The sequence below is a fragment of the Agrobacterium sp. 22094 genome, from assembly GCF_052046015.1.
Taxonomy (GTDB): Bacteria; Pseudomonadota; Alphaproteobacteria; order Rhizobiales; family Rhizobiaceae; genus Agrobacterium; species Agrobacterium cavarae.
This window is the reverse complement of the sequence record NZ_JBQEPX010000005.1, coordinates 246816-268691: the sequence shown is the minus strand read 5'-3', so window position 1 is coordinate 268691 and position 21876 is coordinate 246816. Positions and strand designations below refer to the sequence as shown.

The window sequence follows — 21876 nt, the reverse complement described above, 5'->3', positions numbered from 1 at the left end:
GCCGGTCGTTCGGCTCTTGCCGCTTTTGCGCAGGCCTTGCGACCTGTTGGAGATACAGGTCTATCTGCGCAGCTATGTGATCGCGCTTGCTCGGCTTCACGGGCGCCACCTCTGGGTACCCAGAAGGAGGTCAAATCGCAGGAAACGAAGGCCTTATCAGCGTGCGCCAAAAAGAGCCGAGCCGACGCGCACGCTGGTGGCGCCGAATTCGATTGCCGTCTCGAAATCGCCGGACATGCCCATGGAGAGCTTCTCCACGCCGCATTCCCTGGCGAGCTTTGCCAGCAGCGCAAAATGCGGACCGGGATTTTCGTCGGCTGGCGGAATGCACATCAGGCCTTCAACGGTCAGCTTCAGCTCGTCGCGGCAGAGCTTGACGAAGGCTGCGGTCTCACGCGGATCGAGCCCTGCCTTTTGCGGCTCCAGCCCGGTATTGACCTGCACATAAAGGCGAAGCGCCTTGCCCTGCTTGCCGCATTCGTCTGCAAGCGCGCGAGCGATCTTCTCGCGATCGACGCTTTCGATCACGTCGAACAGTGCCACGGCGTCGGCTGCCTTATTGGATTGCAGCGGGCCGATCAGATGAAGCTCGATATCTGGTGTCTTCTCCTTCAGTGCCGGCCATTTGCCCTGCGCTTCCTGGACGCGGTTTTCGCCAAAGACGCGCTGGCCGCAATCGATGACCGGCTGAATGGCGTCACCATCGAAGGTTTTCGACACGGCTACCAGAGTGACATCGGCGGCCTTTCTTCCTGCCTTTTCGGCGGTGGTGGCAATCCGCTCTTTGATGTCGGCAAGACGGGATTCGATGTCCATGGGAGGCCTCTGTTCTATCTCAAACGATGATCTGCTCGTCCTACAGCATCGGCCCGAAAATCGAAATCGATTTTCGGAAAGCACGATGCGTAGATCAAAGAAGATAGAGCGTCCTTTGTGCGTCCAATAGGACGCACGGCGCTCTAAAGCGGGTGGCGCTTGATGCCAAGCATGATTGTCACCATTTAAGCGCTGTATTCCAAGTTTGCGCCCCCTAACGCCCTGCAAAACTTGACGCATCGGTCGTTTCATGGTGAAGGTCACCGCGCATTACCCCCTCGATACCCGGATTTTAGAAGTATGGCCATCGAACGTTATAATCCTCGCGACGCCGAGCCGCGCTGGCAGCAGCAATGGAACGAAGACAAGGTCTTCGTCACAGACAATAGCGACAGCCGTGAGAAATATTACGTCCTTGAGATGTTCCCGTACCCATCCGGTCGCATTCATATGGGCCATGTTCGCAACTATGCGATGGGCGATGTGGTTGCCCGCTACAAGCGCGCGCGCGGCTATAACGTGCTGCATCCCATGGGATGGGATGCCTTCGGCATGCCGGCGGAGAACGCCGCCATGCAGAACAAGGTTCACCCGAAGGACTGGACCTACCAGAACATCGCCACCATGCGTGGCCAGTTGAAGTCCATGGGACTGTCGCTGGACTGGAGCCGCGAATTTGCGACCTGCGACGTGGATTACTACCACCGTCAGCAGTCGCTGTTCATCGACTTCATGCAGAAGGGCTTGGTCTACCGCAAGCAGTCCAAGGTCAACTGGGACCCGGTCGATCATACGGTTCTGGCCAATGAGCAGGTGATCGACGGTCGCGGCTGGCGCTCCGGCGCGCTGGTCGAGCAGCGCGAGCTGACGCAATGGTTCTTCCGCATCACTGATTTCAGCCAGGATCTGCTGGACTCGCTGGACGAGTTGGATCAGTGGCCGGAGAAGGTCCGGCTGATGCAGAAGAACTGGATCGGCAAGTCGGAAGGCCTGTCACTGCGCTGGCAGACAGTGGCCGCAACGGCGCCTGAAGGTATCGACGACATCACGATTTACACGACGCGTCCGGACACGCTGTTTGGCGCTTCCTTCCTGGCGATTGCCGCCGATCATCCACTGGCGAGAGCTTTGGCTGAAAAGAATGCCGAGATTGCCGAGTTCTGCGACGAGTGCCGTCGTCAGGGCACGTCTCTGGCTGCGCTGGAAACGGCTGAAAAGCGCGGCATGGATACCGGCGTCAAGGTCGTCCATCCGCTGGATCCGTCCTGGGAACTGCCGGTCTACATCGCAAACTTCGTGCTGATGGATTACGGCACCGGCGCGATCTTCGGTTGCCCTTCGGGCGACCAGCGCGACCTGGACTTTGCCCGCAAATATGGCCTGCCGGTCGTTCCGGTCGTCATGCCGGAAGATGGCGATGCGGCGAGCTTCACGGTTGGCGATACCGCCTATGTCGATGACGGGGTGATGATCAATTCCCGCTTCCTGGACGGCATGAAGACCACGGACGCTTTCGAGGCCGTCGTAACGAAGCTGTCGCAGCAGGTTCTGGGCAATGCCCCGCAGGCCGAGCGCAAGGTTAATTTCCGCCTGCGTGACTGGGGCATTTCCCGTCAGCGCTATTGGGGCTGCCCGATCCCGGTCATCCATTGCGAAGTCTGCGGCGTCGTTCCCGTTCCCAAGAAGGACCTGCCGGTCAAGCTGCCCGATGACGTCACTTTCGATGTGCCTGGCAACCCGCTCGATCGTCATCCGACCTGGCGTCATGTCGCCTGTCCGCAATGCGGTCACGATGCGCGGCGCGAAACCGACACGATGGATACCTTCGTCGATTCCAGCTGGTACTTCACCCGCTTTACCGCACCCTGGGAAGATCAACCGACCGATCCAAAGGTCGCCAATCGCTGGCTGCCGGTCGATCAGTATATTGGCGGCATCGAGCATGCGATCCTGCATCTTCTCTATTCGCGCTTCTTCACCCGCGCGATGAAGGAAACCGGCCATGTGGACGTGAAGGAGCCCTTCAAGGGATTGTTCACCCAGGGCATGGTGGTGCATGAGACCTATCGCCTGGGCGAAGGCCAGAATGGCCAGTGGATCGTGCCCTCCGATATCCGCATAGAGGAAGTGGACGGCAAACGCCGCGCCTACATGCTGGAAAGCGGCGAAGAGGTTGCCATCGGCTCCATCGAGAAGATGTCGAAGTCGAAAAAGAACGTGGTGGATCCCGACGATATCATCGCCTCTTACGGCGCCGATACCGCGCGCTTCTTCGTGCTGTCTGATAGTCCACCGGATCGCGACGTGATCTGGTCGGAAGCTGGTGTCGAAGGCGCGCATCGTTTTGTTCAGCGCGTCTGGCGCATCATCGGCGAAGCCGCTGACGAACTGAAGGCTGTCAATGCGGCACCGGCGACGGCGGGCGAGGGCCTGGCGATGTCCAAGGCTGCTCACAAGACGCTGAAGGCCGTTCAGGACGATCTGGACAAGCTTGCCTTCAACAAGGCGATCGCCCGTATCTACGAACTGGTCAACACGCTGGCCGGCCCGCTGTCTGAGGTTGCCAACGGCAACAAGGACAATGAGGTAAAGGCTGCGGCGCGCGATGCGGTTGAAATCCTCATCCGGATGATTGCTCCGATGACGCCGCATCTGGCGGAGGAATGCTGGAAGGTGCTTGGCAATTCCGGTCTGGTTGCGCAGGCGGCATGGCCGATTTTTGTGCCTGCGCTCGTTGAAGAGAACGAGGTTGTTCTGCCGATCCAGATCAACGGCAAGAAGCGTGGCGAATTGACAATCGCCCGCGATGCGGATCAAGATACCGTCCGCGCCGCCGTGCTGGAACTGGATGCCGTCAAGGCGGCACTCGCCGGTTCAGAGCCGAAGAAGATCATCGTGGTTCCACAAAGGATCGTGAACATTGTTGTTTGATGCCTATTCCAGATGGGGCCGCATAGCAGCCGCAGTGTCTGTCGTCGTTTTGTCCGGTGCGCTTGCAGGCTGCCAGGTTCGCCCGCTCTACAGCGTGGAATCCGGGACGCGTGAGAAGCTCGCTTCCGTAAGCTTTTCGTCCGCTGGCGACCGTATCACGCAAGAGGTCCGCAACCACCTTATCTTCCTCGCCTATGGTGGCGAGGGTGCGCCTACCAAAACGGATTACCAGGTCAAGCTGGTCGTCACGTCCAGTGCAAGCTCCACCGAGGTGACGAACGACACCAGCCTGTCGGTCGGCAAGAGCAACTATGACGGTCCTTATCCGGGCCGCGTGACGATGACCGGCCAATATGTGCTGACGCGCATGTCCGATGGACAGGTGTTGCGGTCGGCCAAGCGTACTGTCACCGCCATGCTCGACCTGCCGCAGCAGGAATTTGCCAAGATCCGTGCGGTCCGTGATGGTGAAAACCGCGCGGCGCGTGAGCTGGCAGAGATCATCCGCACGGACATCGCCGCCACGCTCAGCCGATAAGCTGCGATCATGACGGAAATCAAGTCCCATGAATTCGAGCGCTTCGCCGACAATCCGGCGGAGCGTTTTCGCATTTTCGTTCTCTATGGGCCGGATCGCGGGCTGGTCTCGGAACGTGCATCGGTGATTGCTGCAAAGACCGGTATCGACCCCAATGATGCCTTCGCTTCGCTGAAACTTGCCGTTACCGACCTTCAGGGCGACCCTGGACGGCTTCTGGACGAGGTGAATGCCATCGGCCTCTTCGGTGGCGAAAAGCTCGTCTGGGTCAAGGGTGCGGCCAATGAGAAGCCGCTGGTCGATGCGCTTCAGGTGCTGGCTGATAGTCCGCCGGAAACCAGCTTTCTCATCATCGAGGCGGGCGATCTGAAAAAGGGCACCGGCCTGCGCAAGATCGCCGAGCCGTCCAGGTCCATTGCTGCCATCCCCTGTTATGCGGATGATGCGAGATCGCTGAACACGCTGATCGACCATGAGCTTGCTGATGAGAACTTGAGAATCACGCCGGCTGCGCGCCAGCGACTGATCGAATCGCTCGGTGGCGATCGTATTGCCTCGCGCAACGAGGTGAAGAAGCTGGCTCTCTACTGCCGCGGCCGGGATGTGATCGAGGAAGACGATGTCGCCGCGATTATCGGTGATGCCAGCGCCGTTTCTGCCGACGACGCCGTCGATGCGATCCTGAAGGGCGACCGCAATGGCTTCTTCCATGCCACGCAGAAGATCATTTCGTCAAAGACGCCGATCTTCCTGGTGCTGCAAGGGTGCCTCCGCCAGTTTCAGCTGCTCGACCAGATGCGGGCCGAAATGGATGAGAAGAAGCTGCAGGCCGGCCAAGTGATGCAGACATTGGGCCGTGGCATTCATTTTCGTCGCAAGCCGGTGATTGAGCGCGCGCTGCGGACATGGCAGCCAGCGGCGATCGCGAGAGAGATGAACCGCTTGCAGGCGGCCATCCTGCAGAGCCGCCAGCGCCAAAGCCTGGAGGAAAGCGTGGCACTTCTGACGCTGCTTGCCACCACACTGCAGGCGGGCAGGGGCAGCTGAGTCATTCCATCGATGGATAGGCATGAAAAAGCCTCCACGGCGAATGCCGGGAGGCTTTTTAAAATCTCGAAGCGGCGAGCTGTTCAGTCGCCCTTGCCGGGCTCGGCGGAGAAATAGAGGTCGAGCTTGCCTTCGACGCCGTCCATCTCCTTGGCTTCCGGAAGCGGATCGCGCTTGACGGTAATATTCGGCCAGATGGCAGCGTATTCGGCATTGATCTTCAGCCACTTGTCGAGGCCCGGCTCGGTATCCGGCTTGATCGCCTCGGCGGGACATTCCGGCTCGCACACGCCGCAATCGATGCATTCGTCGGGATTGATGGCGAGGAAGTTTTCGCCTTCGTAGAAGCAATCCACGGGGCAGACTTCGACACAGTCGGTGTATTTGCAGCGAATGCAATTGTCGGTCACGACATACGTCATGAAGAACTCCAGAATATGCAGGCCGGGTTGGTGGCTTTCAAACACAAGCCTTCGCCCGGAATTCAGACAGGGCATTTTCGCAAGTGAGGTAATGCCTTTATGACAAGATGGCAAGGACAAAGGATGCTGAAAAAAGGCGACGACGTAGTCGTTTATTCTAATCCTCTGGGTTCTCGGCATCGGAGATGAACCTGTCCAGCGCCCGGCGTTCCTTCTTGGTCGGGCGGCCGCTGCCTGGCAGGCGCACCGCCTGCTCAAGCAGGGTCATGCGATCCTTGGGTTCGCGGAGCGGGGTCTGATCGTCATAGAGAAGTTTTGCCTCTTCGTAAGGCCCGCGGCGCTCGCCGGGTGCCTTGACGATGAGAATACGGTCCATTCGCTCGATTGCGATCTCCAGCCTGTCACCGGTTTTCACCATGTGGCTGGATTGGCGCACGGGCGCGCCGTTGACCTTGATATTGCCCGACTGGATGTAGCTCTGGGCTATCGAGCGGGATTTTGCCATACGGGCGAAGAACAGCCACTTGTCGAGGCGCTGACGCCCGGCTTCCAGTGGCTGTTCCTTAGCACCCATAGGCTTACTTCTTCAGCTGCTCCTTGAGAGCAGCGAGCTTGGCGAAAGGCGAATCCGGATCCATCGGCTTTTCCTTGCGCGGCGGCTTGGCCTCGAAACGCTGCTGACCCTGCGGCTTGCCGCCGCGATCATTGCGCTCCGGACGGTCCTTGCGCTCGCCACGATCGGGACGATCGCCACGGTTGTTGTTGCCGCGTGCCTTGTTGTCAGGACGTCCGCCTTCGCGCTTGCGATCACCCTCACGGTTGCCGTCGCGATTGGCGTTCTGGCGGTTGCCGGGACGACCTTCGCCGCCTTCGCGACGCTCGCCTTCACCACGGTTGCCGGCATTGCGATTGCCCGGACGGCGGTTGTCGCTGCGCTGGTTGTCGTTGCGGCCACCGGGGCGCCACAGGAGAACCGGCTTCGGCTCCGCGTTTTCCGCCACTGCCTCTTCAGACTTTGCTTGCTCAGCCGTGGCTTCCTCGGACTTCGGCTCTTCAGCCCTCACCTCTGCTGGCGTTTCGGTCGCAGCTTCGGCAGAAGCTTCCTGTTCGGATGCATCGGAAGCGTCGGCATCGTCACTTGCAGCCTCTTCAGCGGGTGCCGCTTCCGTAGCGTCTGCCTTCGCAGCACCACCGCTCTGGGCGGCGAGGAAGGTTGCGGCTTCTTCTGCAGAGACCTGGTCGGCGCGGTAGCCGAGACCCTTGAGGATTTCTTCCATGTCGTCCAGCGTCGCACCCAGGATCGACAGCATCGCCGTCGTGGTGGTGAAGCGGCGACCGTCATAGGCACCCTCAGGGCGCGGCTGCTGGCCTGGCTTCCACTGCAGCAGCGGACGGATGAGGTCGGCCAGACGCTCGAGAATATCGATGCGCACAGCGCGCTTGCCAAGGAAACGGAAGCCGGCAAGCTTGTAGAACATGCGCTCAAAACCGGGATCGGTGACGACCGAGGTACGGCCGGCAGCCAGAACCGGGATGAGATCGCCATAGCCCGGCTTGCCAAGGCCGTCATTCTTCAGGGCCCAGAGCAGCGTCACAAGCTCGGCAGGCGCCGGCTTGAGAAGTGCTGGCAGGAAGACGTGGTAGGCGCCAAAACGGATGCCGTAACGACGCATTGAGGCGCGAGCGTCCTGATCCAGCGTCTTGACCTCATCGGCGACATCGCGGCGGAACAGGATGCCGAGATTTTCAACCAGCTGGAAAGCCAGACCCTTGGCGAGACCCTGCAGATCTTCGGCGCGCGAAATATCGTCGAGCGGCTTCAGAACCGTTGCGATCTGGTGATTGACGAAGCGCTCGATGCGGGCGAGCGCGTGGTCACGCGCATTGCCGCTCAGCTGCTCGTCGGCCAGAAGGATGACGCGCGGCTTCATGATGTTGTCGCCGGCTGCCAGACGCGCCACGGGCTCACCGAGCCAGCGGACGAGACCGTCCGAGCTCATCGCCAGATCGCCATTACCACTGGCATGGAGACGGGCGGCGCGCGCCTCATACTCCAATGCGAGCGCCTTTTGCGCTGCCGCCTGGACGGCCTTGGCATCTGGACCTTCGGTTCCCGAAACCGGGGTGAACCGGAATCCCGCCAATTGACCGACATGATGTCCTTCTACGAAGACATCACCATTCACACTGATTTCAGCTTCAAGCATCGCATTCTCTCTTAGGCGCCTCATGAGCACAGATGTCCTGCGATCAACAAAGCGTTTCGTCAACCTTTCATGTAGAGCATCGGACAATCGATCTTCGATTTCCCGTGTCTTTTCTTGCCAGTGTGTCGGATCGGCAAGCCATCCTGGGCGGTTGGATACATACGTCCATGTTCTGATCTGCGCAATCCTGGCGGAGAGCGTGTCGATTTCACCATCCGTCCGGTCGGCGCGGCGTACCTGTTCGGCCATGAAATTCTCGTTGACCGTACCGCGTTTGACGAGATCGAAATAGAGAGTCGAGATCAGATCGGCATGTTGTGCAGGCGCGATGCGGCGATAATCCGGCAAAGCGCAGGCTTCCCACAATCTTTCGACGCGCTCCGCAGTGGTCGTGACGTCGATGATCTCCGGGTAGCGCCCGAGATATTCGAGTGCCTGCTGATCGATGGCAGGCAAGGCGCGCGACAGACCCTGCACCGTGGGTGCCGCATCGAGGCTCGCCTGGAGATTTCTGATGGACGAGAAATCGAAGTTCTTCGTGCGCCATTGCAGCACTTTGACCGGATCGAACTCGTGTGATTCGATTCGTTCCACCAACTCATCGTCCAGGGGATCGACGCGACCCGTCACGCCAAAGGTGCCGTCGCGCAGATGCCGTCCGGCACGACCGGCGATCTGGCCCATTTCAGCCGGGTTGAGATTGCGGAACTGATAGCCGTCGAACTTGCGATCCTGGGCAAATGCGACGTGGTCGACATCGAGGTTCAGACCCATGCCGATGGCATCGGTCGCCACCAGATATTCCACGTCGCCGTTCTGGTAGAGCCCAACCTGCGCGTTGCGAGTGCGGGGCGATAGCGCACCGAGAACGACCGCAGCGCCACCGCGCTGGCGGCGCACCAGTTCGGCGATTGCGTAGACTTCATCGGCCGAGAACGCAACGATCGCCGTGCGCTGGGGCAGGCGGGTTATCTTCTTCGATCCCGCATAGAAGAGTTGCGAGAGGCGAGGGCGCTCGACCATAACGATGCCGGGCAGCAGCTTTTCGAGAATCGGCCGCATGGTTCCGGCACCCAGAAGCAGCGTTTCTTCCTTGCCGCGCAGATTCAGAATGCGGTCGGTGAAGATATGGCCGCGTTCCAGGTCGCCCGCGAGCTGGACTTCGTCGATGGCGACAAAGGCGGCATTGGTTTCGCGTGGCATCGCCTCCACGGTGCAGACGGAATATTTGGCGCGTGGTGGGGAAATCTTCTCTTCGCCGGTGATCAGCGCAACGTTGTTGGCGCCGACCTTTTCCACCAGTCGGGTATAGACCTCGCGTGCCAGAAGGCGCAGCGGAAGGCCGATGACACCACTTCCATGCGCCACCATTCTCTCGATGGCATAATGGGTTTTGCCGGTATTTGTCGGTCCAAGAACGGCCGTTACACCGCGGCCGCTCAAGATCATGGGGCGAAAATTCAACGTACTATCCGCGAAAACGACGATGCTGCTACTCTTCGGACACGGCGTGAGGGCGCCCGCATTTCAGTCTTCCCACACATGGCAATCAGCAAGGCCAAACGCAAGGACGAAAGCGGTTATCATCGGCGTCGCCCTTGAATTGACAGCTAATTTGACACGCCAAAACCGCTTTTTTGCTGAGAAACGCCAAAGGCGCAAGATTCGGAACAGGTTGAGAACGAATCAGAGACGAATCGCTGACTCCGCCAGATTCAGCCTTTGTTCACGGCAAGATGTGGCTTCCGCTTCACCGAAAGCCACCAGATGCTGAATCAGATGATGCTAAAGGACGATGCCGGCTACAGAGGTTGTCCCGCCAGCAATCTTGGTCCATTGCGGTCCGCCGTTCCGGCGGCCTGGCCGATGAAGTAGGATTTCAATGCGGGGATACGATCAACCAGGCCCAGTCCAAAATCGCGGGCAACGCGGATTGGTCCGACATCATTGGAGAACAGACGGTTCAAAACATCGGTGGTCACACCCATGCGCACCGTATCGAAGCGGCGCCAGGACTGGTAGCGCTCCAGCACGTTGAGTGAGCCGATATCGAGCCCGATGCGATCGGCCTCGACGACGGTCTCGGCCAGTGCCGCCACATCCTTGAAGCCGAGATTGAGGCCCTGTCCAGAGATGGGGTGAATGCCGTGCGCGGCGTCACCGGCAAGCGCGATGCGTGGCGCGACGAAAGCGCGGGCAAGCGTGAGGCCAAGCGGGAAGGCGCGGCGCGGACCGACGGGGCGAATGGGCCCAAGCTTGTGACCGAAGCGACGCTCGAGCTCTTCTTCGAAGATGAGATCGTCGGACGCGACGAGGCTATCGGCATCTGCCGTGCGCTCCGTCCACACCAGCGACGAGCGGTTGCCCTTGAGTGGCAAGATGGCAAAGGGACCGGAGGGCAAAAAGTGTTCTTCCGCGCAGCCATTATGCGGGCGCTCATGCTCCACAGTCGTGACGATGCCCGACTGATCGTAAGCCCAATGAACAGTCTTGATGCCGGCCATGTCGCGCAGCGCCGATTTCACACCGTCGCAGGCGACCAGCAGACGCGTTTCCAGCGAGGAGCCGTCGGAGAGCGAAATCTGGTTGCTTTGCGGACCGGCGGAAAAACCGGTGACGCTGAGCCCATGGCGGATTTCGATACCGAGCCGCTCGCACACTCCCCGCAAAGCGCCGACCATCGCGACATTCGGGACCATATGCGCAAAGGGCTGGCCTTCCGCCACGTCGCCGTCGAAGGTGAGGAAGACCGGGCGAACAGGATCGGCCGTGCGCGAATCCGTCACGATCATCCTGTTGATCGGCTGGGCTTCCGGCTCCAACTCCTGCCAGATGCCGAAGACATCCAGCATGCGGCTAGCGGCGGCGATGATCGCGGAGGCGCGGACGTCCTTCTTCCAGACGTCTTCCGGTGCGGCTTCGATGACCTGCACACCAAGATGCGGCGCTGCCTGCTTGATGGCGACGGCAACGCTTAAGCCCACATATCCGCCCCCGGCAATCACGACATCAAGCATTGCGTCTTCTCCTGCGCCTTGCGTTCTTGTGCATATTCTTCTGCCATTATAGACCATCCCATCACGTCTTCATACAGCCGGAGCATGCCGAAATGTCGCATCCTTCTCAGTCATCAAGTCCGATGGAAAATCTTCTCGCCACGCTTGATCTTGAAAAGCTTGAAGAAAATCTCTTCCGCGGCACCAGCCCACAGGTTGGATGGCAGCGCGTCTTCGGTGGTCAGGTCATTGCGCAGGCACTGATGGCGGCACAGCGAACGGTGGATGCGGACCGTTTTATCCATTCGCTCCACGCCTATTTCATGCGGCCGGGCGATCCCCTCGTGCCGATCATCTACCAGGTCGATCGCATTCGTGACGGTGCAAGCTTCGCCACACGGCGCATCGTTGCCATCCAGCACGGTCATGCGATCTTTGCCATGTCGGCATCGTTCCAGATCGAGGAGGGCGGCTTCGATCACCAGAGCCCGATCCCGAACGTGCCGCAGCCTGAAAGCCTGATGAGCGAGGCGCAGTTGCAGGAGGCATTTCTTGCCAATGCGCCACCCGCGATCCGCAAGTACTGGGAGAACAAGCGGCCAATCGAAATCCGCCCTGTCTCGCTCACGCATTATATCTCGCGTGAAAAGCTGGAGCCGAAGCAGGATATCTGGGTGCGCGCCGTCGGTGCCGTGCCGGATGACAGGCACTATCAGGCAGCGGTTCTCGCCTATCTTTCCGACATGACGCTGCTCGATACATCACTCTATGCCCACGGAACGACCATCTTCGATCCGACCATCCAGGTGGCGAGTCTCGATCACGCCATGTGGTTTCATCGCCCGTGCAAGTTGGAAGACTGGCTGCTCTACACGCAGGACAGCCCCAGTGCATCCGGTGCCCGCGGATTGACCAGAGGCAACCTGTTTACCCGCGATGGCGTGCTTATCGCCTCGATGGCGCAAGAGGGCCTGATTCGCAAACGGGCAAATGACTAAAAAACGATCATTTTTTAAAAATCGCCCATAAATTGTTCGCCTAAAGCGCGAACAATTGCCCGTTTTGCCGCCTTATCTTTTATAGTCGTTACTTTTCAATAACTTATTCCCTGCCTGCCAAAACTGGCACGCCCTTTGAATATAGAGTGTCAGTCGCTGTTACTGATCTGCCAGCGGCAAGGAGAGTCGGCTCCATGCCGAGCACAAACAAAGGATGGGAAACCAGATGAAAATTGTGATGGCCATTATCAAGCCGTTCAAGCTGGATGAGGTGCGCGAGGCTCTCACCGCGCTCGGCATTCAGGGCCTGACCGTAACCGAAGTGAAGGGTTACGGACGTCAGAAGGGACATACCGAGATTTATCGCGGTACCGAATATGCGGTCAGCTTTCTTCCGAAGCTGAAGATCGAGATCGCGGTGGCGTCCGACGTGGTGGAAAAGGCAGTCGATGCAATCGCATCCGCTGCCAAGACGGGGCAGATCGGCGACGGCAAGATTTTCGTCTACTCGATTGAACAGGCAGTGCGCATCCGCACCGGCGAAACGAACACAGAAGCGCTTTAAGCTCGGCTGACAGGGGAGTCCTCAGATTATGAACTTCAAGAAAATTTCCACACTCAGCGCCTTGGGCGCCGGTGCGGCAGCCCTTCTGGCGCCGGTCATATCCTTTGCTCAGGACGCTGCTGCCCCCGCAGCAGCAGCCGCCGTTGCCGCCGTTCCGGACAAGGGCGACACTGCCTTCATGTTCCTGTCTACCATCCTGGTCCTCTTCATGGCCGTTCCGGGTCTTGGCCTGTTCTACGGCGGTCTCGTTCGCGCCAAGAACATGCTGTCGGTTCTGATGCAGTGCACGGTCATTGCCGCCACCGTCATGATTGCCTGGGTTGTCTACGGTTACTCCTTCGCCTTCGGTGGTTCTGAAAGCCCGTTCTTCGGCGGTTTCGCCAAGCTCTTCCTCGCGGGTGTGACCAAGGACACGACCGCTGCGACCTTCTCGCAGGGCGTCGTCATTCCGGAATACATCTTCGTGATGTTCCAGATGACCTTCGCGGCCATCACGCCGGCACTGATCATCGGCGCCTTCGCGGAACGCATCAAGTTCTCGGCTTCGGTTCTCTTCTGCCTGCTTTGGGTTACCTTCGTCTACTTCCCGATTGCCCACATGGTCTGGGATGCCAAGGGTTACCTCTTCGGTCTCGGCGCCCTTGACTTCGCTGGCGGCACGGTCGTTCATATCAATGCCGGTGTTGCCGGTCTCATTGGTGCGATCATGGTCGGCAAGCGTACGGGCTACGGCAAGGACATGATGGCTCCGCACTCCATGACGCTGACCTATGTTGGCGCTGCCATGCTGTGGGTCGGCTGGTTCGGCTTCAACGCCGGTTCCAACCTGGAAGCCTCCGGTGGTGCAATGCTTGCAACCGTCAACACCTTCATCGCCACCGCTGCCGCTATCCTCTCCTGGTGCGTGGTTGAAAGCTTCACACGCGGCAAGGCTTCCATGCTGGGTGCAGCTTCCGGCATGATCGCTGGTCTCGTTGCCATCACGCCTGCTGCTGGTATCGTCGGCCCGATGGGCGCGATCGTCATGGGCGTGATCGTTTCGCCGCTCTGCTACTTCTTCGTCTCCGTGGTGAAGAACAAGTTCGGTTACGACGACACCGCGGACGTCTTCGGCGTTCACGGCATTGGCGGCATGTTCGGCGCTCTGGCGACCGGCATCTTCGCAAGCGCCTCGCTTGGCGGCGTCGGCTATGCCGGCGAGCAGACGATGGGTGGTCAGTTGATGGTTCAGATTCAGGCCGTCGTCATCACCATCCTGTGGACGGGTATCGGCTCTGCGATCCTCTACAAGATCGTCGACATCATCGTCGGTCTGCGTGTGCCGGTCGAAGCCGAACGCGAAGGTCTCGACCTCGCATCTCACGGCGAAGCCGCCTACCACAACTAAAGATCGGTCGGTGCCGTTTACGCACCCGCACCTCATCATCGAAGCCCGGCGATCGTCTCGCCGGGCTTCTTTGTTTCCGGTGGGTCAGGCTTGGTAAACGAGTTTTTCCGTGGTTAATGCCACATTAACCACCATGTCGCTATTTTGCCCTGTCATCCCTGCTTCGGTCACGAAGCTCCGGAAAAACTAAGGACGACAGGTTCAACATATGGGCAGAGTGAATTCTCCGACATTCGAGGGCCGCGACAATCGCTTCGTGCTGACGGCATTCGTCGTGCGACAGATCATGGCGCTGTGTGGTTTTGCCGTTCTGGCAGCCTTGGCGCTGGGCGTGACCGCACTTGCGACCTGGAACGTGGCCGATCCAAGTCTCTCCTACGCGACCTCCAACGAGCCCACCAATCTGCTCGGACATAGCGGCGCGATCTTCGCCGATATCATGATGCAGTTTCTCGGGCTGTCGTCGCTGATTGCCATGTTGCCCATCCTGTCCTGGGCCTTCGTCTTGATTTCCGGCCGCAAACTCACCCGCATGCCGACCCGCCTGATGGCCTGGATTGGTGGCGCCTTCATTGCCTCTGCCTCGCTTGGATGTTTCCCGGCACCGCAGACCTGGCCGCTGCCCAACGGCATTGGCGGCGTGATCGGCGACATGATCCTGCGCTTTCCCGCGCTCTTCCTCGGCGCCTATCCGACTGGAACTGCTGCGACCGTTCTGGGCGCAATCCTGGCTGTGCCTGCGGCTTGGCTGATGCTGGTCGCTTCAGGTCTTCTCGGCGCATTCGACCAGGATGCGGAGGAGCCCTTCGCGCCACAGGTTGCCGTCAACAGCAAGGCCCGCAAGGTTCAGGAAATCGAAGAGGATGATGAGGATGACGGCGAGGGTTTCTTCGCCAACTTCCTCGCTTTCGGTGCGCTCACCCATTACTGGTACACGACCCAGGCCCGGCTTCGGCGCATCTTCGGTTTGAAGCCCAAGTCGCTCGCCAATGAGTTCGAGCAGCCCTACGACTTCAACGATTACGAATTCGGCACGTTGAACGAGCCGTCACGACTAAAGACTGCGATCAACCGTCTGGAAAGGGCAGAGCCTTCCTTCGAGGAACGGGCAGAAGCGCGTGCACGCAGGCAGGCACCTTCCGTCAACGACGATCTCAACGAGCCGCCATTCGATGACGAAGAGAGCCTGCCCGATGGTGTTCTCTCCGGTGATGCGCCCTTTGCTCCGCGCCCGGCACCGGGAAGCCCGACGCGTATTACCGCACCACCGTCGCGGCCGAAGCCGAGCGAGCGGGTTGCACGCGAAGCGCAAACCTCGTTCATTTCGCCAGATGGTTTCCAGGTTCCATCGATCCATCTGCTGGCCGAGCCCAAGAATGTCGTCAAGGACAATACTCTGAACGCGGACGTTCTGGAGCAGAATGCCCGGCGGCTTGAAGGCGTGCTGGAAGACTTCGGCGTCAAGGGCGAGATCATCCATGTGCGTCCTGGCCCTGTCGTCACGCTCTATGAGCTTGAACCGGCGCCCGGCATCAAGTCGTCGCGCGTTATCGGTCTGGCGGACGATATCGCCCGCTCGATGAGCGCGATTGCCGCGCGCGTCGCCGTCGTTCCTGGCCGCAATGCCATCGGTATCGAGCTTCCCAACCGCACGCGCGAAACGGTGTTCCTGCGCGAACTTGTCGGATCTCGCGATTTTGAAAGCAGCAAGGCTAAGCTGCCGATGGCACTCGGCAAGACGATCGGTGGTGAAGCCGTGATCGCCGATCTTGCCAAGATGCCGCATCTTCTCGTGGCCGGTACCACCGGCTCGGGTAAGTCGGTCGCGATCAACACCATGATCCTGTCGCTCGTCTATCGCATGACGCCAGAACAGTGCCGCCTGATCATGATCGACCCGAAGATGCTCGAACTGTCGATCTATGACGGCATTCCGCATCTGCTCTCGCCTGTCGTCACCGATCCCAAGAAGGCTGTCGTCGCGCTGAAATGGACCGTGCGGGAGATGGAAGAGCGCTACAAGAAGATGTCGAAGATCGGTGTTCGTAACATCGATGGCTTCAACACCCGCGTTCAGCAGGCGCTGGACAAGGGCGAAGTCCTGACGAGAACCGTACAGACCGGCTTTGACCGCCAGACCGGCGAAGCCATGTATGAGACGGAAGAATTCGATCTGAAGCCGCTGCCCTATATCGTCGTCATCATCGACGAAATGGCCGACCTGATGATGGTCGCCGGCAAGGATATCGAAGGCGCGGTGCAGCGTCTGGCGCAGATGGCACGTGCCGCCGGCATTCATGTCATCATGGCCACCCAGCGCCCGTCCGTCGACGTCATCACCGGCACGATCAAGGCGAACTTCCCGACGCGCATTTCCTTCCAGGTTACCTCCAAGATCGACAGCCGTACCATCCTTGGTGAACAGGGTGCGGAGCAGCTGCTCGGCATGGGCGACATGCTCTATATGGCAGGTGGCGGGCGCATCCAGCGCGTCCACGGTCCCTTCGTTTCGGATAATGAAGTGGAAGAGATCGTCTCCTACCTCAAGACCCAAGGCTCGCCCGATTATCTCGAAGCGGTCACCGAAGAGGATGAGGACGAGGATGGTGGCGGCCCTGCCGGCACCGGCAACATGGCAGAGTCCGACGACCCTTATGACCAGGCCGTCGCCGTCGTTCTGCGCGATGGCAAGGCCTCGACCTCCTACGTCCAGCGCAGGCTCGGCATCGGTTATAACCGCGCTGCATCGCTGATCGAACGAATGGAACAAGAGGGCATTATCGGCCCTGCAAACCACGCCGGAAAGCGCGAAATTCTCGTGCCGACGGAGAATGATTAAGCCACAATCGTCTAACGCTCGACCGCCAGTTGGTCTTTGATACCAGTTGCTTGCGTGCAGGTTCGATAGCCGCAACCAGGCGTGTGCTTTCAGCGTTATAGCCGTCGCTCCATGTCATGAAGCCGCCGTGTTTTTTCGGCACATGGGATGCGATGAAGGAGAACAGAATGAAGAATACCCGCTCGGTCGTTTCCGCTCAGCATCCCGGCCTTGAGAGCAGCATGACGCGGCGAGGCGTGATGACGCTGTTTTCGGCAGCGGCCGCATCTGTAGCGCTCTCGCCCATTGCAGCTTTAGCACAGGGCGCAGGAGACGGCGTGACGGCGCAGAAGATCGCCAACCACTTCTCGTCGGTCAAGACGATGATGGGCGAGTTCGTTCAGTTCGGTCCGCGCGGTGAACAGACAGGCGGCAAGTTCTATATTTCGCGTCCTGGCAAGCTTCGCTTCAACTACGAAGACCCATCCCCCATGCGCGTGATCGCGGATGGCCGCAACGTCGTCATCGGCAACATGAAGCTGAAGACCTGGGACATCTATCCGCTGTCCAAGACACCGCTCAGCCTGCTTCTTGCCGATAAGATCGACCTCAGCAATCAGAAGGTTCGCAGCGTCAAGGAAGAGTCCGATCTGATCACCATCGTTCTCGGTGACAAGAGCATCTTCGGCGACTCGACGATCACCCTCATGTTCGATCCAAAAACCTTCGATCTTCGCCAGTGGACGACGACGGATGCGCAGAACAAGGACACGACCGTGATGATCTTCAACGTCCAGACGGGTGTGAACCTCGACGACAAGGTCTTCAACATCAACTACGAAGAGGTCCGCAAGCGCGGTTAACCTCCAGACAGCAGAAAGCGTTTCCAGTTTTCTGCCCTCTTGTTATAAGCCTGCCTCTACCGCATCGGCCCGATGCATAGTTCAGGGTAAAGCGTCGTTTGTGCGTCCAATAGGACGCACGGCGCTTTAGCTGCATAAGACGGAGCGTGAGGCATGACTTTCTCGATAACCACCTGGAACATCAACTCGGTGCGGCTGCGCATGCCGATCGTCGAGCAGTTTCTGGTGCGTTACAAGCCAGACGTTCTGTGCCTGCAGGAGACCAAGTGCCCGAATGGCGAGTTTCCTCTGAAGCCCCTGCGGGCGCTCGGCTATGAGCACATCATCATTCATGGACAGAAGGGCTATCACGGCGTTGCCATCGCCTCGAAGCTGCCGCTGACGGAAGATCACCGTCAGGATTACTGCAAGGTCGGGGACGCCCGCCATATCTCCGCTCTGGTGCAGGTTGGCAGTCGCCGCATCCGCCTTCATAACTTCTATGTTCCGGCAGGTGGCGACGAGCCGGACCGGTCGATCAATCCGAAATTCGGCCACAAGCTCGATTTCGTCGAGGAGATGAAGGTGCTCAGCGCCGACGCCACACCTGGAACATCGTCGATCCTCGTTGGCGACCTCAACATAGCGCCGCTCGAAAACGACGTCTGGTCGCACAAGCAACTGCTGAAGATCGTCAGCCATACGCCTGTCGAGACAGAAGGTCTGCTGGAGGTGATGAAGCGCGGCAACTGGCTCGACCTGATGCGGCTCAACGTGCCGGAAACGGAAAAGATCTACACTTGGTGGAGCTACCGCGCCAAGGATTGGGAAGCTGCCAATCGCGGCCGCCGTCTGGACCATATCTGGTCATCGCAGGATCTCGGTCCCTCGCTCGATCGGATCGAAATCCTTAAGGAAGCGCGCGGTTGGAACAGGCCGTCCGACCACGTTCCGGTGACGGCCCACTTCAAGTTCTAAGCATGTCGCGCAAAAGTGTGGAGCGGTTTTGCGATAACGACATGCGACAAAACAAGGACTTAAAGCGTAGGGAGCGAATCTGAAAGATCGCGACACGCTTTGATAGCAAAGCGGTTACAGAAACCGGTTCTGCATCGCAGCCGCACTTGTGGCAAGTGCGGCGATGTTGCCACGGATGCGCTCGGACACGACCGCGGCAACATCCGGGAATTCCTCGATCATGCGATGGAAGAGGATGCGCGTGATGCGGATGACTTCGGAATCCTCGCGCGCGACCGCGGTGAACTTGCGTTCGCAGAGCGTGAAGAGCGCCAGTTCCGAGAGAAGACAGCCGCCACCGACGGTGGCCTTGACCTCTCTTTTGCTGTCACGCTCTTCGGTCCAGAGATCGAAGCGTCCATTGCAGATGACGAAGGCGCACTCGGCGGGAGAGTACTGGCGAAACAGCATGTGCCCTGCGGCAATGCGGCGCCGCTCGGCACCGAAGGCGATCAGGCGCAGCTGGTCTTCGCTGAAGCCCTGGAACAGCGGCACCTGCGCGAAAAGCTTGATATCGTCGTTCAACGCCATGGGCTGATCCACCTGGGAAATGCAAGTCGGATACCGCGCCGCTCATATTTGAGGAAGCGCGGTTCAAGCCGTTTTCGACCAATGCGGACTCCAAGACAAGAGCGGATCAAGAAAATTGCCCTTTAAGCGCCTCGCGTCCAATAGGACGCAGCAAACAGCGCCCTTATGGGACGATCTTGTAGCCGCCGTTTTCGGTCACGAGAATTTCGGCGTTGGAGGGATCGCGCTCGATCTTCTGGCGAAGGCGATAGACGTGGGTTTCCAGCGTATGGGTGGTGACGCCGGAATTGTAGCCCCAGACCTCCTCCAGCAGAACGTCACGTGTGACGACGGCGCTGCCGGCGCGGTAAAGGTAGCGAATGATGGCCGCTTCCTTTTCCGTCAGACGGATCTTCTTTCCGTCTTCTGTCGTCAACAGCTTCTGGCTCGGCTTGAACTGGTAGGGACCGACGGTGAAGACCGCGTCTTCGCTCTGCTCATATTGGCGCAACTGCGCGCGGACGCGGGCAAGCAGCACTGCGAAGCGAAAGGGTTTCGTCACATAGTCGTTCGCGCCGGCCTCAAGACCAAGGATCGTGTCGGAATCCGTGTCGTGACCGGTCAGCATGATGATGGGAGACTTGAAGCCGTTCTTGCGCATCAGCTTCACCGCTTCGCGCCCGTCCATGTCCGGCAAACCCACATCCATGATCAAGAGATCGACCTGAGTGGATTTGACCGTCTGGATAGCAGCATTGGCGTTCGCACCCGTCAGAAGCGAGAACTCTTCATAGGGAGAAAGTTGTTCGGCAAGGGTGTCGCGCAGATCGTCGTCGTCATCAACTAGAAGCAATGTACGGGCCGTCATAGAGTACCTTCGCCTTTCTCTTTTAATTTTCAAACCAATTCAGCGGTTTGCGCGCTTCGCGTCAACCCTTGTGCAGCAATAACGGCGTGCTATGACGTTCGGGCGAAGCATCTTCAAAGCAAAATCTCGTGAAAAAGAGTGATGACCAGAAAGATTGAATTCCGAACGTTACCACCCAAGCTTCTCGTCCGCCCGTCACCATTGAACCCAAGTCGAGCGATCGTTCAGCTTGGTCATTTAACGTTTCAGGCTGCGATTGGTCGCAATGGACGCTCTGTTTTCAAGAGAGAAGGTGACGGCAAAACGCCGATCGCTCAGATGCCGCTGCTGTATGGCTTCATCCGTGGTGAACGCATACGCGCCGTCCAGACGCCTCTGACGTTGCGCCGCGCAGTGAAGTCGATGTTGTGGTGCGATGCGCCAAGCGACCCGAACTACAATCGGCTGGTCAGAGCACCATTCAAGCCAAGTCACGAAGACATCTGCCGGGAAGACGGGCTGTATAATGTCTGTCTGGTGCTCGACTGGAATGTCAGATCCAGGCAGCGCAATCGCGGCTCGGCCATCTTCATGCACATGATCCGCCCGGGCTACGAGCCGACCGCCGGCTGCGTTGCGCTGCACCCCAGAGACATGCGCCGTCTTCTGCCCCATCTTCGTCCGGGACAGATTATCCAGGTTGTATAAGGACTTGCGTGAAGAATGATGTGTCGAGAGGCCCTCAACACAGAATGGCCATCTTTGCGAAAGAAACAAAAAACCCGCCACGAGGCGGGCGGGTTTTTTGACATTCTGTAGGTGAAAAGCCTTATGCGGCTTCTTCTTCCGGTGCATCGTCTTCTTCGACGGCCTTGCCGCGCTTGGGGCCCTTGTTGAGGTTGACTTCAACGAGGCGAACAGCTTCGGTTTCGGACATCTTGTTCACGGCTGCAATTTCGCGAGCCATGCGATCGAGAGCTGCTTCGTAAAGCTGACGCTCGGAGTAAGACTGCTCAGGCTGGTTCTCGGCGCGATAGAGATCGCGAACCACTTCTGCGATGGCGATCAGATCGCCGGAATTGATCTTCGCGTCATATTCCTGCGCGCGACGCGACCACATGGTCCGCTTGACGCGCGCCTTGCCCTGAACAACCTTCAGCGCACGCTCGACGAAATCCCCTTCGGACAGCTTGCGCATGCCGATGCTGACAGCCTTGGCGACAGGCACCTTGAGGCGCATCTTGTCTTTCTCGAAATCGATGACGAAAAGTTCGAGCTTCATGCCCGCGACTTCCTGTTCTTCGATTGCCGAAATGGTACCGACACCGTGAGCGGGATAAACGATCGCTTCTCCGGTTTTAAAACCGTGGCGCGCTGGAGATTTCTTCTGCTGGGTCGTCATTCGTTTTTTAAACTCCCTGTTACATACACCCGGGGGTTTCCGGGGTCGGGTCGGTCAGGCCCGGATGAGACGGGGGCAAGCCGTCAGGTGACTCCGCACTGGTCCAGCCGAGCACGCAAAAAGAAACCATCTTGCAATCCGGGGATCGACAACACAAAAGTAGGATATGTCACGGAAACCGCGTGCAATTGATGACTTGCTTTCGAGGTGTTTTAGGGCACGATAGTGCCGCGCTGTGGATCAGTTTTTCCTGTCTACCACAAAAATAGGTGGAAATCAATAATTTGCTTGCACCGTGGCGACGGAGTCACAACCTGCTTCACTGAGGCGTTAACAGAATCACCCGGGTAAACGCCTGATGACCAGCGCTGATCCATCCCGAATCGATTAAATTCTTTGCGCCCTGCCAATTTGTCGATTGCCACTTAAACTATTCATAATTCCGCGCCAATATCCGATTCGAATTTGGGAAAAATCACGATTTTTCTCCCTTTTATCGCCGAAACGCGGATATTTTTGGAAGAAAGAAGGCA

Annotated in this window: 18 protein-coding genes; 10 read left to right on the top strand and 8 right to left on the bottom strand. The window is 58.8% G+C overall.

The window, feature by feature from the left end; all coding sequences use genetic code 11:
• Positions 1 to 156: 156 nt before the first annotated feature.
• Positions 157 to 816 (bottom strand): YggS family pyridoxal phosphate-dependent enzyme, encoded by a 660-nt coding sequence (locus ACTJK5_RS20140; RefSeq protein WP_440613087.1) that lies wholly within the window; start codon positions 814 to 816, stop codon positions 157 to 159.
• A gap of 300 nt (positions 817 to 1116) precedes the next feature.
• Here ACTJK5_RS20140 and leuS point away from each other — a divergent pair, with 300 nt between their 5' ends.
• From leuS to holA, 3 genes are read left to right on the top strand one after another with little or no spacing between them, the layout of a single operon-like run.
• Positions 1117 to 3747: a leucine--tRNA ligase gene (gene leuS / locus ACTJK5_RS20135; protein WP_440613086.1), complete on the top strand. Its 2631-nt coding sequence runs from the start codon at positions 1117 to 1119 to the stop codon at positions 3745 to 3747.
• Entirely contained in the window at positions 3740 to 4285 is a 546-nt protein-coding gene (locus tag ACTJK5_RS20130; RefSeq protein ID WP_062424730.1) for an LPS assembly lipoprotein LptE, read from the top strand. Before leuS ends, ACTJK5_RS20130 begins: the two co-directional genes overlap by 8 nt.
• A 9-nt stretch (positions 4286 to 4294) precedes the next feature.
• The gene (gene holA, locus ACTJK5_RS20125) at positions 4295 to 5332 is read left to right on the top strand and encodes a DNA polymerase III subunit delta (RefSeq protein ID WP_062597442.1); all 1038 of its coding nucleotides are present in this window, start codon (positions 4295 to 4297) and stop codon (positions 5330 to 5332) included.
• 83 nt (positions 5333 to 5415) lie between these two features.
• Here the strand turns inward: holA and fdxA are convergent, their stop codons facing one another.
• From fdxA to ACTJK5_RS20105, 4 genes are all read right to left on the bottom strand, one after another.
• Positions 5416 to 5754 (bottom strand): ferredoxin FdxA, encoded by a 339-nt coding sequence (gene fdxA, locus ACTJK5_RS20120; RefSeq protein WP_062444698.1) that lies wholly within the window; start codon positions 5752 to 5754, stop codon positions 5416 to 5418.
• A gap of 157 nt (positions 5755 to 5911) precedes the next feature.
• Positions 5912 to 6328 (bottom strand): RNA-binding S4 domain-containing protein, encoded by a 417-nt coding sequence (locus ACTJK5_RS20115; protein ID WP_440613085.1) that lies wholly within the window; start codon positions 6326 to 6328, stop codon positions 5912 to 5914.
• Positions 6329 to 6332: 4 nt separating this feature from the next.
• Positions 6333 to 9410, bottom strand: coding sequence for a helicase-related protein (locus tag ACTJK5_RS20110; RefSeq protein WP_440613136.1), 3078 nt, complete (start codon positions 9408 to 9410; stop codon positions 6333 to 6335).
• Between the two features lie 353 nt (positions 9411 to 9763).
• The gene (locus ACTJK5_RS20105) at positions 9764 to 10978 is read right to left on the bottom strand and encodes a ubiquinone biosynthesis hydroxylase (protein ID WP_440613084.1); all 1215 of its coding nucleotides are present in this window, start codon (positions 10976 to 10978) and stop codon (positions 9764 to 9766) included.
• A 92-nt stretch (positions 10979 to 11070) separates the two neighbouring features.
• Between ACTJK5_RS20105 and tesB the strand changes: the two genes are divergently transcribed.
• The 6 genes from tesB to ACTJK5_RS20075 all read left to right on the top strand — a co-directional run bounded on the left by tesB (position 11071) and on the right by ACTJK5_RS20075 (position 18545).
• A complete protein-coding gene (gene tesB, locus ACTJK5_RS20100; protein ID WP_113178322.1) occupies positions 11071 to 11955 on the top strand; it encodes an acyl-CoA thioesterase II in 885 nt (294 codons plus the stop codon).
• A gap of 214 nt (positions 11956 to 12169) precedes the next feature.
• Positions 12170 to 12520 carry a P-II family nitrogen regulator gene (locus ACTJK5_RS20095; protein ID WP_062424736.1) on the top strand — a complete coding sequence of 117 codons (351 nt, stop codon included), beginning with the start codon at positions 12170 to 12172 and terminating at the stop codon, positions 12518 to 12520.
• Positions 12521 to 12548: 28 nt separating this feature from the next.
• The gene (locus ACTJK5_RS20090; protein WP_130978474.1) at positions 12549 to 13907 is read left to right on the top strand and encodes an ammonium transporter; all 1359 of its coding nucleotides are present in this window, start codon (positions 12549 to 12551) and stop codon (positions 13905 to 13907) included.
• A 208-nt stretch (positions 13908 to 14115) separates the two neighbouring features.
• The gene (locus tag ACTJK5_RS20085) at positions 14116 to 16746 is read left to right on the top strand and encodes a DNA translocase FtsK (RefSeq protein ID WP_440613083.1); all 2631 of its coding nucleotides are present in this window, start codon (positions 14116 to 14118) and stop codon (positions 16744 to 16746) included.
• A gap of 116 nt (positions 16747 to 16862) precedes the next feature.
• Positions 16863 to 17588, top strand: coding sequence for an outer membrane lipoprotein carrier protein LolA (locus tag ACTJK5_RS20080; protein ID WP_062424738.1), 726 nt, complete (start codon positions 16863 to 16865; stop codon positions 17586 to 17588).
• A 153-nt stretch (positions 17589 to 17741) separates the two neighbouring features.
• Positions 17742 to 18545, top strand: a complete 804-nt coding sequence (locus ACTJK5_RS20075) for an exodeoxyribonuclease III (RefSeq protein ID WP_112954471.1) — start codon at positions 17742 to 17744, stop codon at positions 18543 to 18545.
• A gap of 114 nt (positions 18546 to 18659) precedes the next feature.
• On the opposite strand, the gene ACTJK5_RS20070 is transcribed toward ACTJK5_RS20075, so the two are convergent.
• Positions 18660 to 19115 (bottom strand): cyclic nucleotide-binding domain-containing protein, encoded by a 456-nt coding sequence (locus ACTJK5_RS20070; RefSeq protein WP_112954473.1) that lies wholly within the window; start codon positions 19113 to 19115, stop codon positions 18660 to 18662.
• A 163-nt stretch (positions 19116 to 19278) separates the two neighbouring features.
• Entirely contained in the window at positions 19279 to 19962 is a 684-nt protein-coding gene (locus ACTJK5_RS20065; RefSeq protein ID WP_062424741.1) for a response regulator transcription factor, read from the bottom strand.
• Positions 19963 to 20103: 141 nt separating this feature from the next.
• Here ACTJK5_RS20065 and ACTJK5_RS20060 point away from each other — a divergent pair, with 141 nt between their 5' ends.
• Positions 20104 to 20649: a L,D-transpeptidase family protein gene (locus ACTJK5_RS20060; RefSeq protein WP_112954475.1), complete on the top strand. Its 546-nt coding sequence runs from the start codon at positions 20104 to 20106 to the stop codon at positions 20647 to 20649.
• Between the two features lie 121 nt (positions 20650 to 20770).
• On the opposite strand, the gene ACTJK5_RS20055 is transcribed toward ACTJK5_RS20060, so the two are convergent.
• Positions 20771 to 21343, bottom strand: coding sequence for a CarD family transcriptional regulator (locus ACTJK5_RS20055; protein ID WP_027673546.1), 573 nt, complete (start codon positions 21341 to 21343; stop codon positions 20771 to 20773).
• Positions 21344 to 21876: the final 533 nt, after the last annotated feature.

Bases quoted from the DNA above. Each gene is read 5' to 3' on its own strand.
- ACTJK5_RS20070 (WP_112954473.1), bottom strand. From the start codon at position 19,115: ATGGCGTTGAACGACGATATCAAGCTTTTCGCGCAGGTGCCGCTGTTC.
- fdxA (WP_062444698.1), bottom strand. From the start codon at position 5,754: ATGACGTATGTCGTGACCGACAATTGCATTCGCTGCAAATACACCGAC.
- leuS (WP_440613086.1), top strand. From the start codon at position 1,117: ATGGCCATCGAACGTTATAATCCTCGCGACGCCGAGCCGCGCTGGCAG.
- ACTJK5_RS20110 (WP_440613136.1), bottom strand. From the start codon at position 9,410: ATGATCTTGAGCGGCCGCGGTGTAACGGCCGTTCTTGGACCGACAAAT.
- ACTJK5_RS20090 (WP_130978474.1), top strand. From the start codon at position 12,549: ATGAACTTCAAGAAAATTTCCACACTCAGCGCCTTGGGCGCCGGTGCG.
- ACTJK5_RS20095 (WP_062424736.1), top strand. From the start codon at position 12,170: ATGGGAAACCAGATGAAAATTGTGATGGCCATTATCAAGCCGTTCAAG.
- ACTJK5_RS20080 (WP_062424738.1), top strand. From the start codon at position 16,863: ATGAAGCCGCCGTGTTTTTTCGGCACATGGGATGCGATGAAGGAGAAC.
- ACTJK5_RS20105 (WP_440613084.1), bottom strand. From the start codon at position 10,978: ATGCTTGATGTCGTGATTGCCGGGGGCGGATATGTGGGCTTAAGCGTT.
- ACTJK5_RS20065 (WP_062424741.1), bottom strand. From the start codon at position 19,962: ATGACGGCCCGTACATTGCTTCTAGTTGATGACGACGACGATCTGCGC.
- ACTJK5_RS20060 (WP_112954475.1), top strand. From the start codon at position 20,104: ATGACCAGAAAGATTGAATTCCGAACGTTACCACCCAAGCTTCTCGTC.
- holA (WP_062597442.1), top strand. From the start codon at position 4,295: ATGACGGAAATCAAGTCCCATGAATTCGAGCGCTTCGCCGACAATCCG.
- ACTJK5_RS20055 (WP_027673546.1), bottom strand. From the start codon at position 21,343: ATGACGACCCAGCAGAAGAAATCTCCAGCGCGCCACGGTTTTAAAACC.
- ACTJK5_RS20085 (WP_440613083.1), top strand. From the start codon at position 14,116: ATGGGCAGAGTGAATTCTCCGACATTCGAGGGCCGCGACAATCGCTTC.
- ACTJK5_RS20075 (WP_112954471.1), top strand. From the start codon at position 17,742: ATGACTTTCTCGATAACCACCTGGAACATCAACTCGGTGCGGCTGCGC.
- ACTJK5_RS20115 (WP_440613085.1), bottom strand. From the start codon at position 6,328: ATGGGTGCTAAGGAACAGCCACTGGAAGCCGGGCGTCAGCGCCTCGAC.
- tesB (WP_113178322.1), top strand. From the start codon at position 11,071: ATGTCGCATCCTTCTCAGTCATCAAGTCCGATGGAAAATCTTCTCGCC.
- ACTJK5_RS20140 (WP_440613087.1), bottom strand. From the start codon at position 816: ATGGACATCGAATCCCGTCTTGCCGACATCAAAGAGCGGATTGCCACC.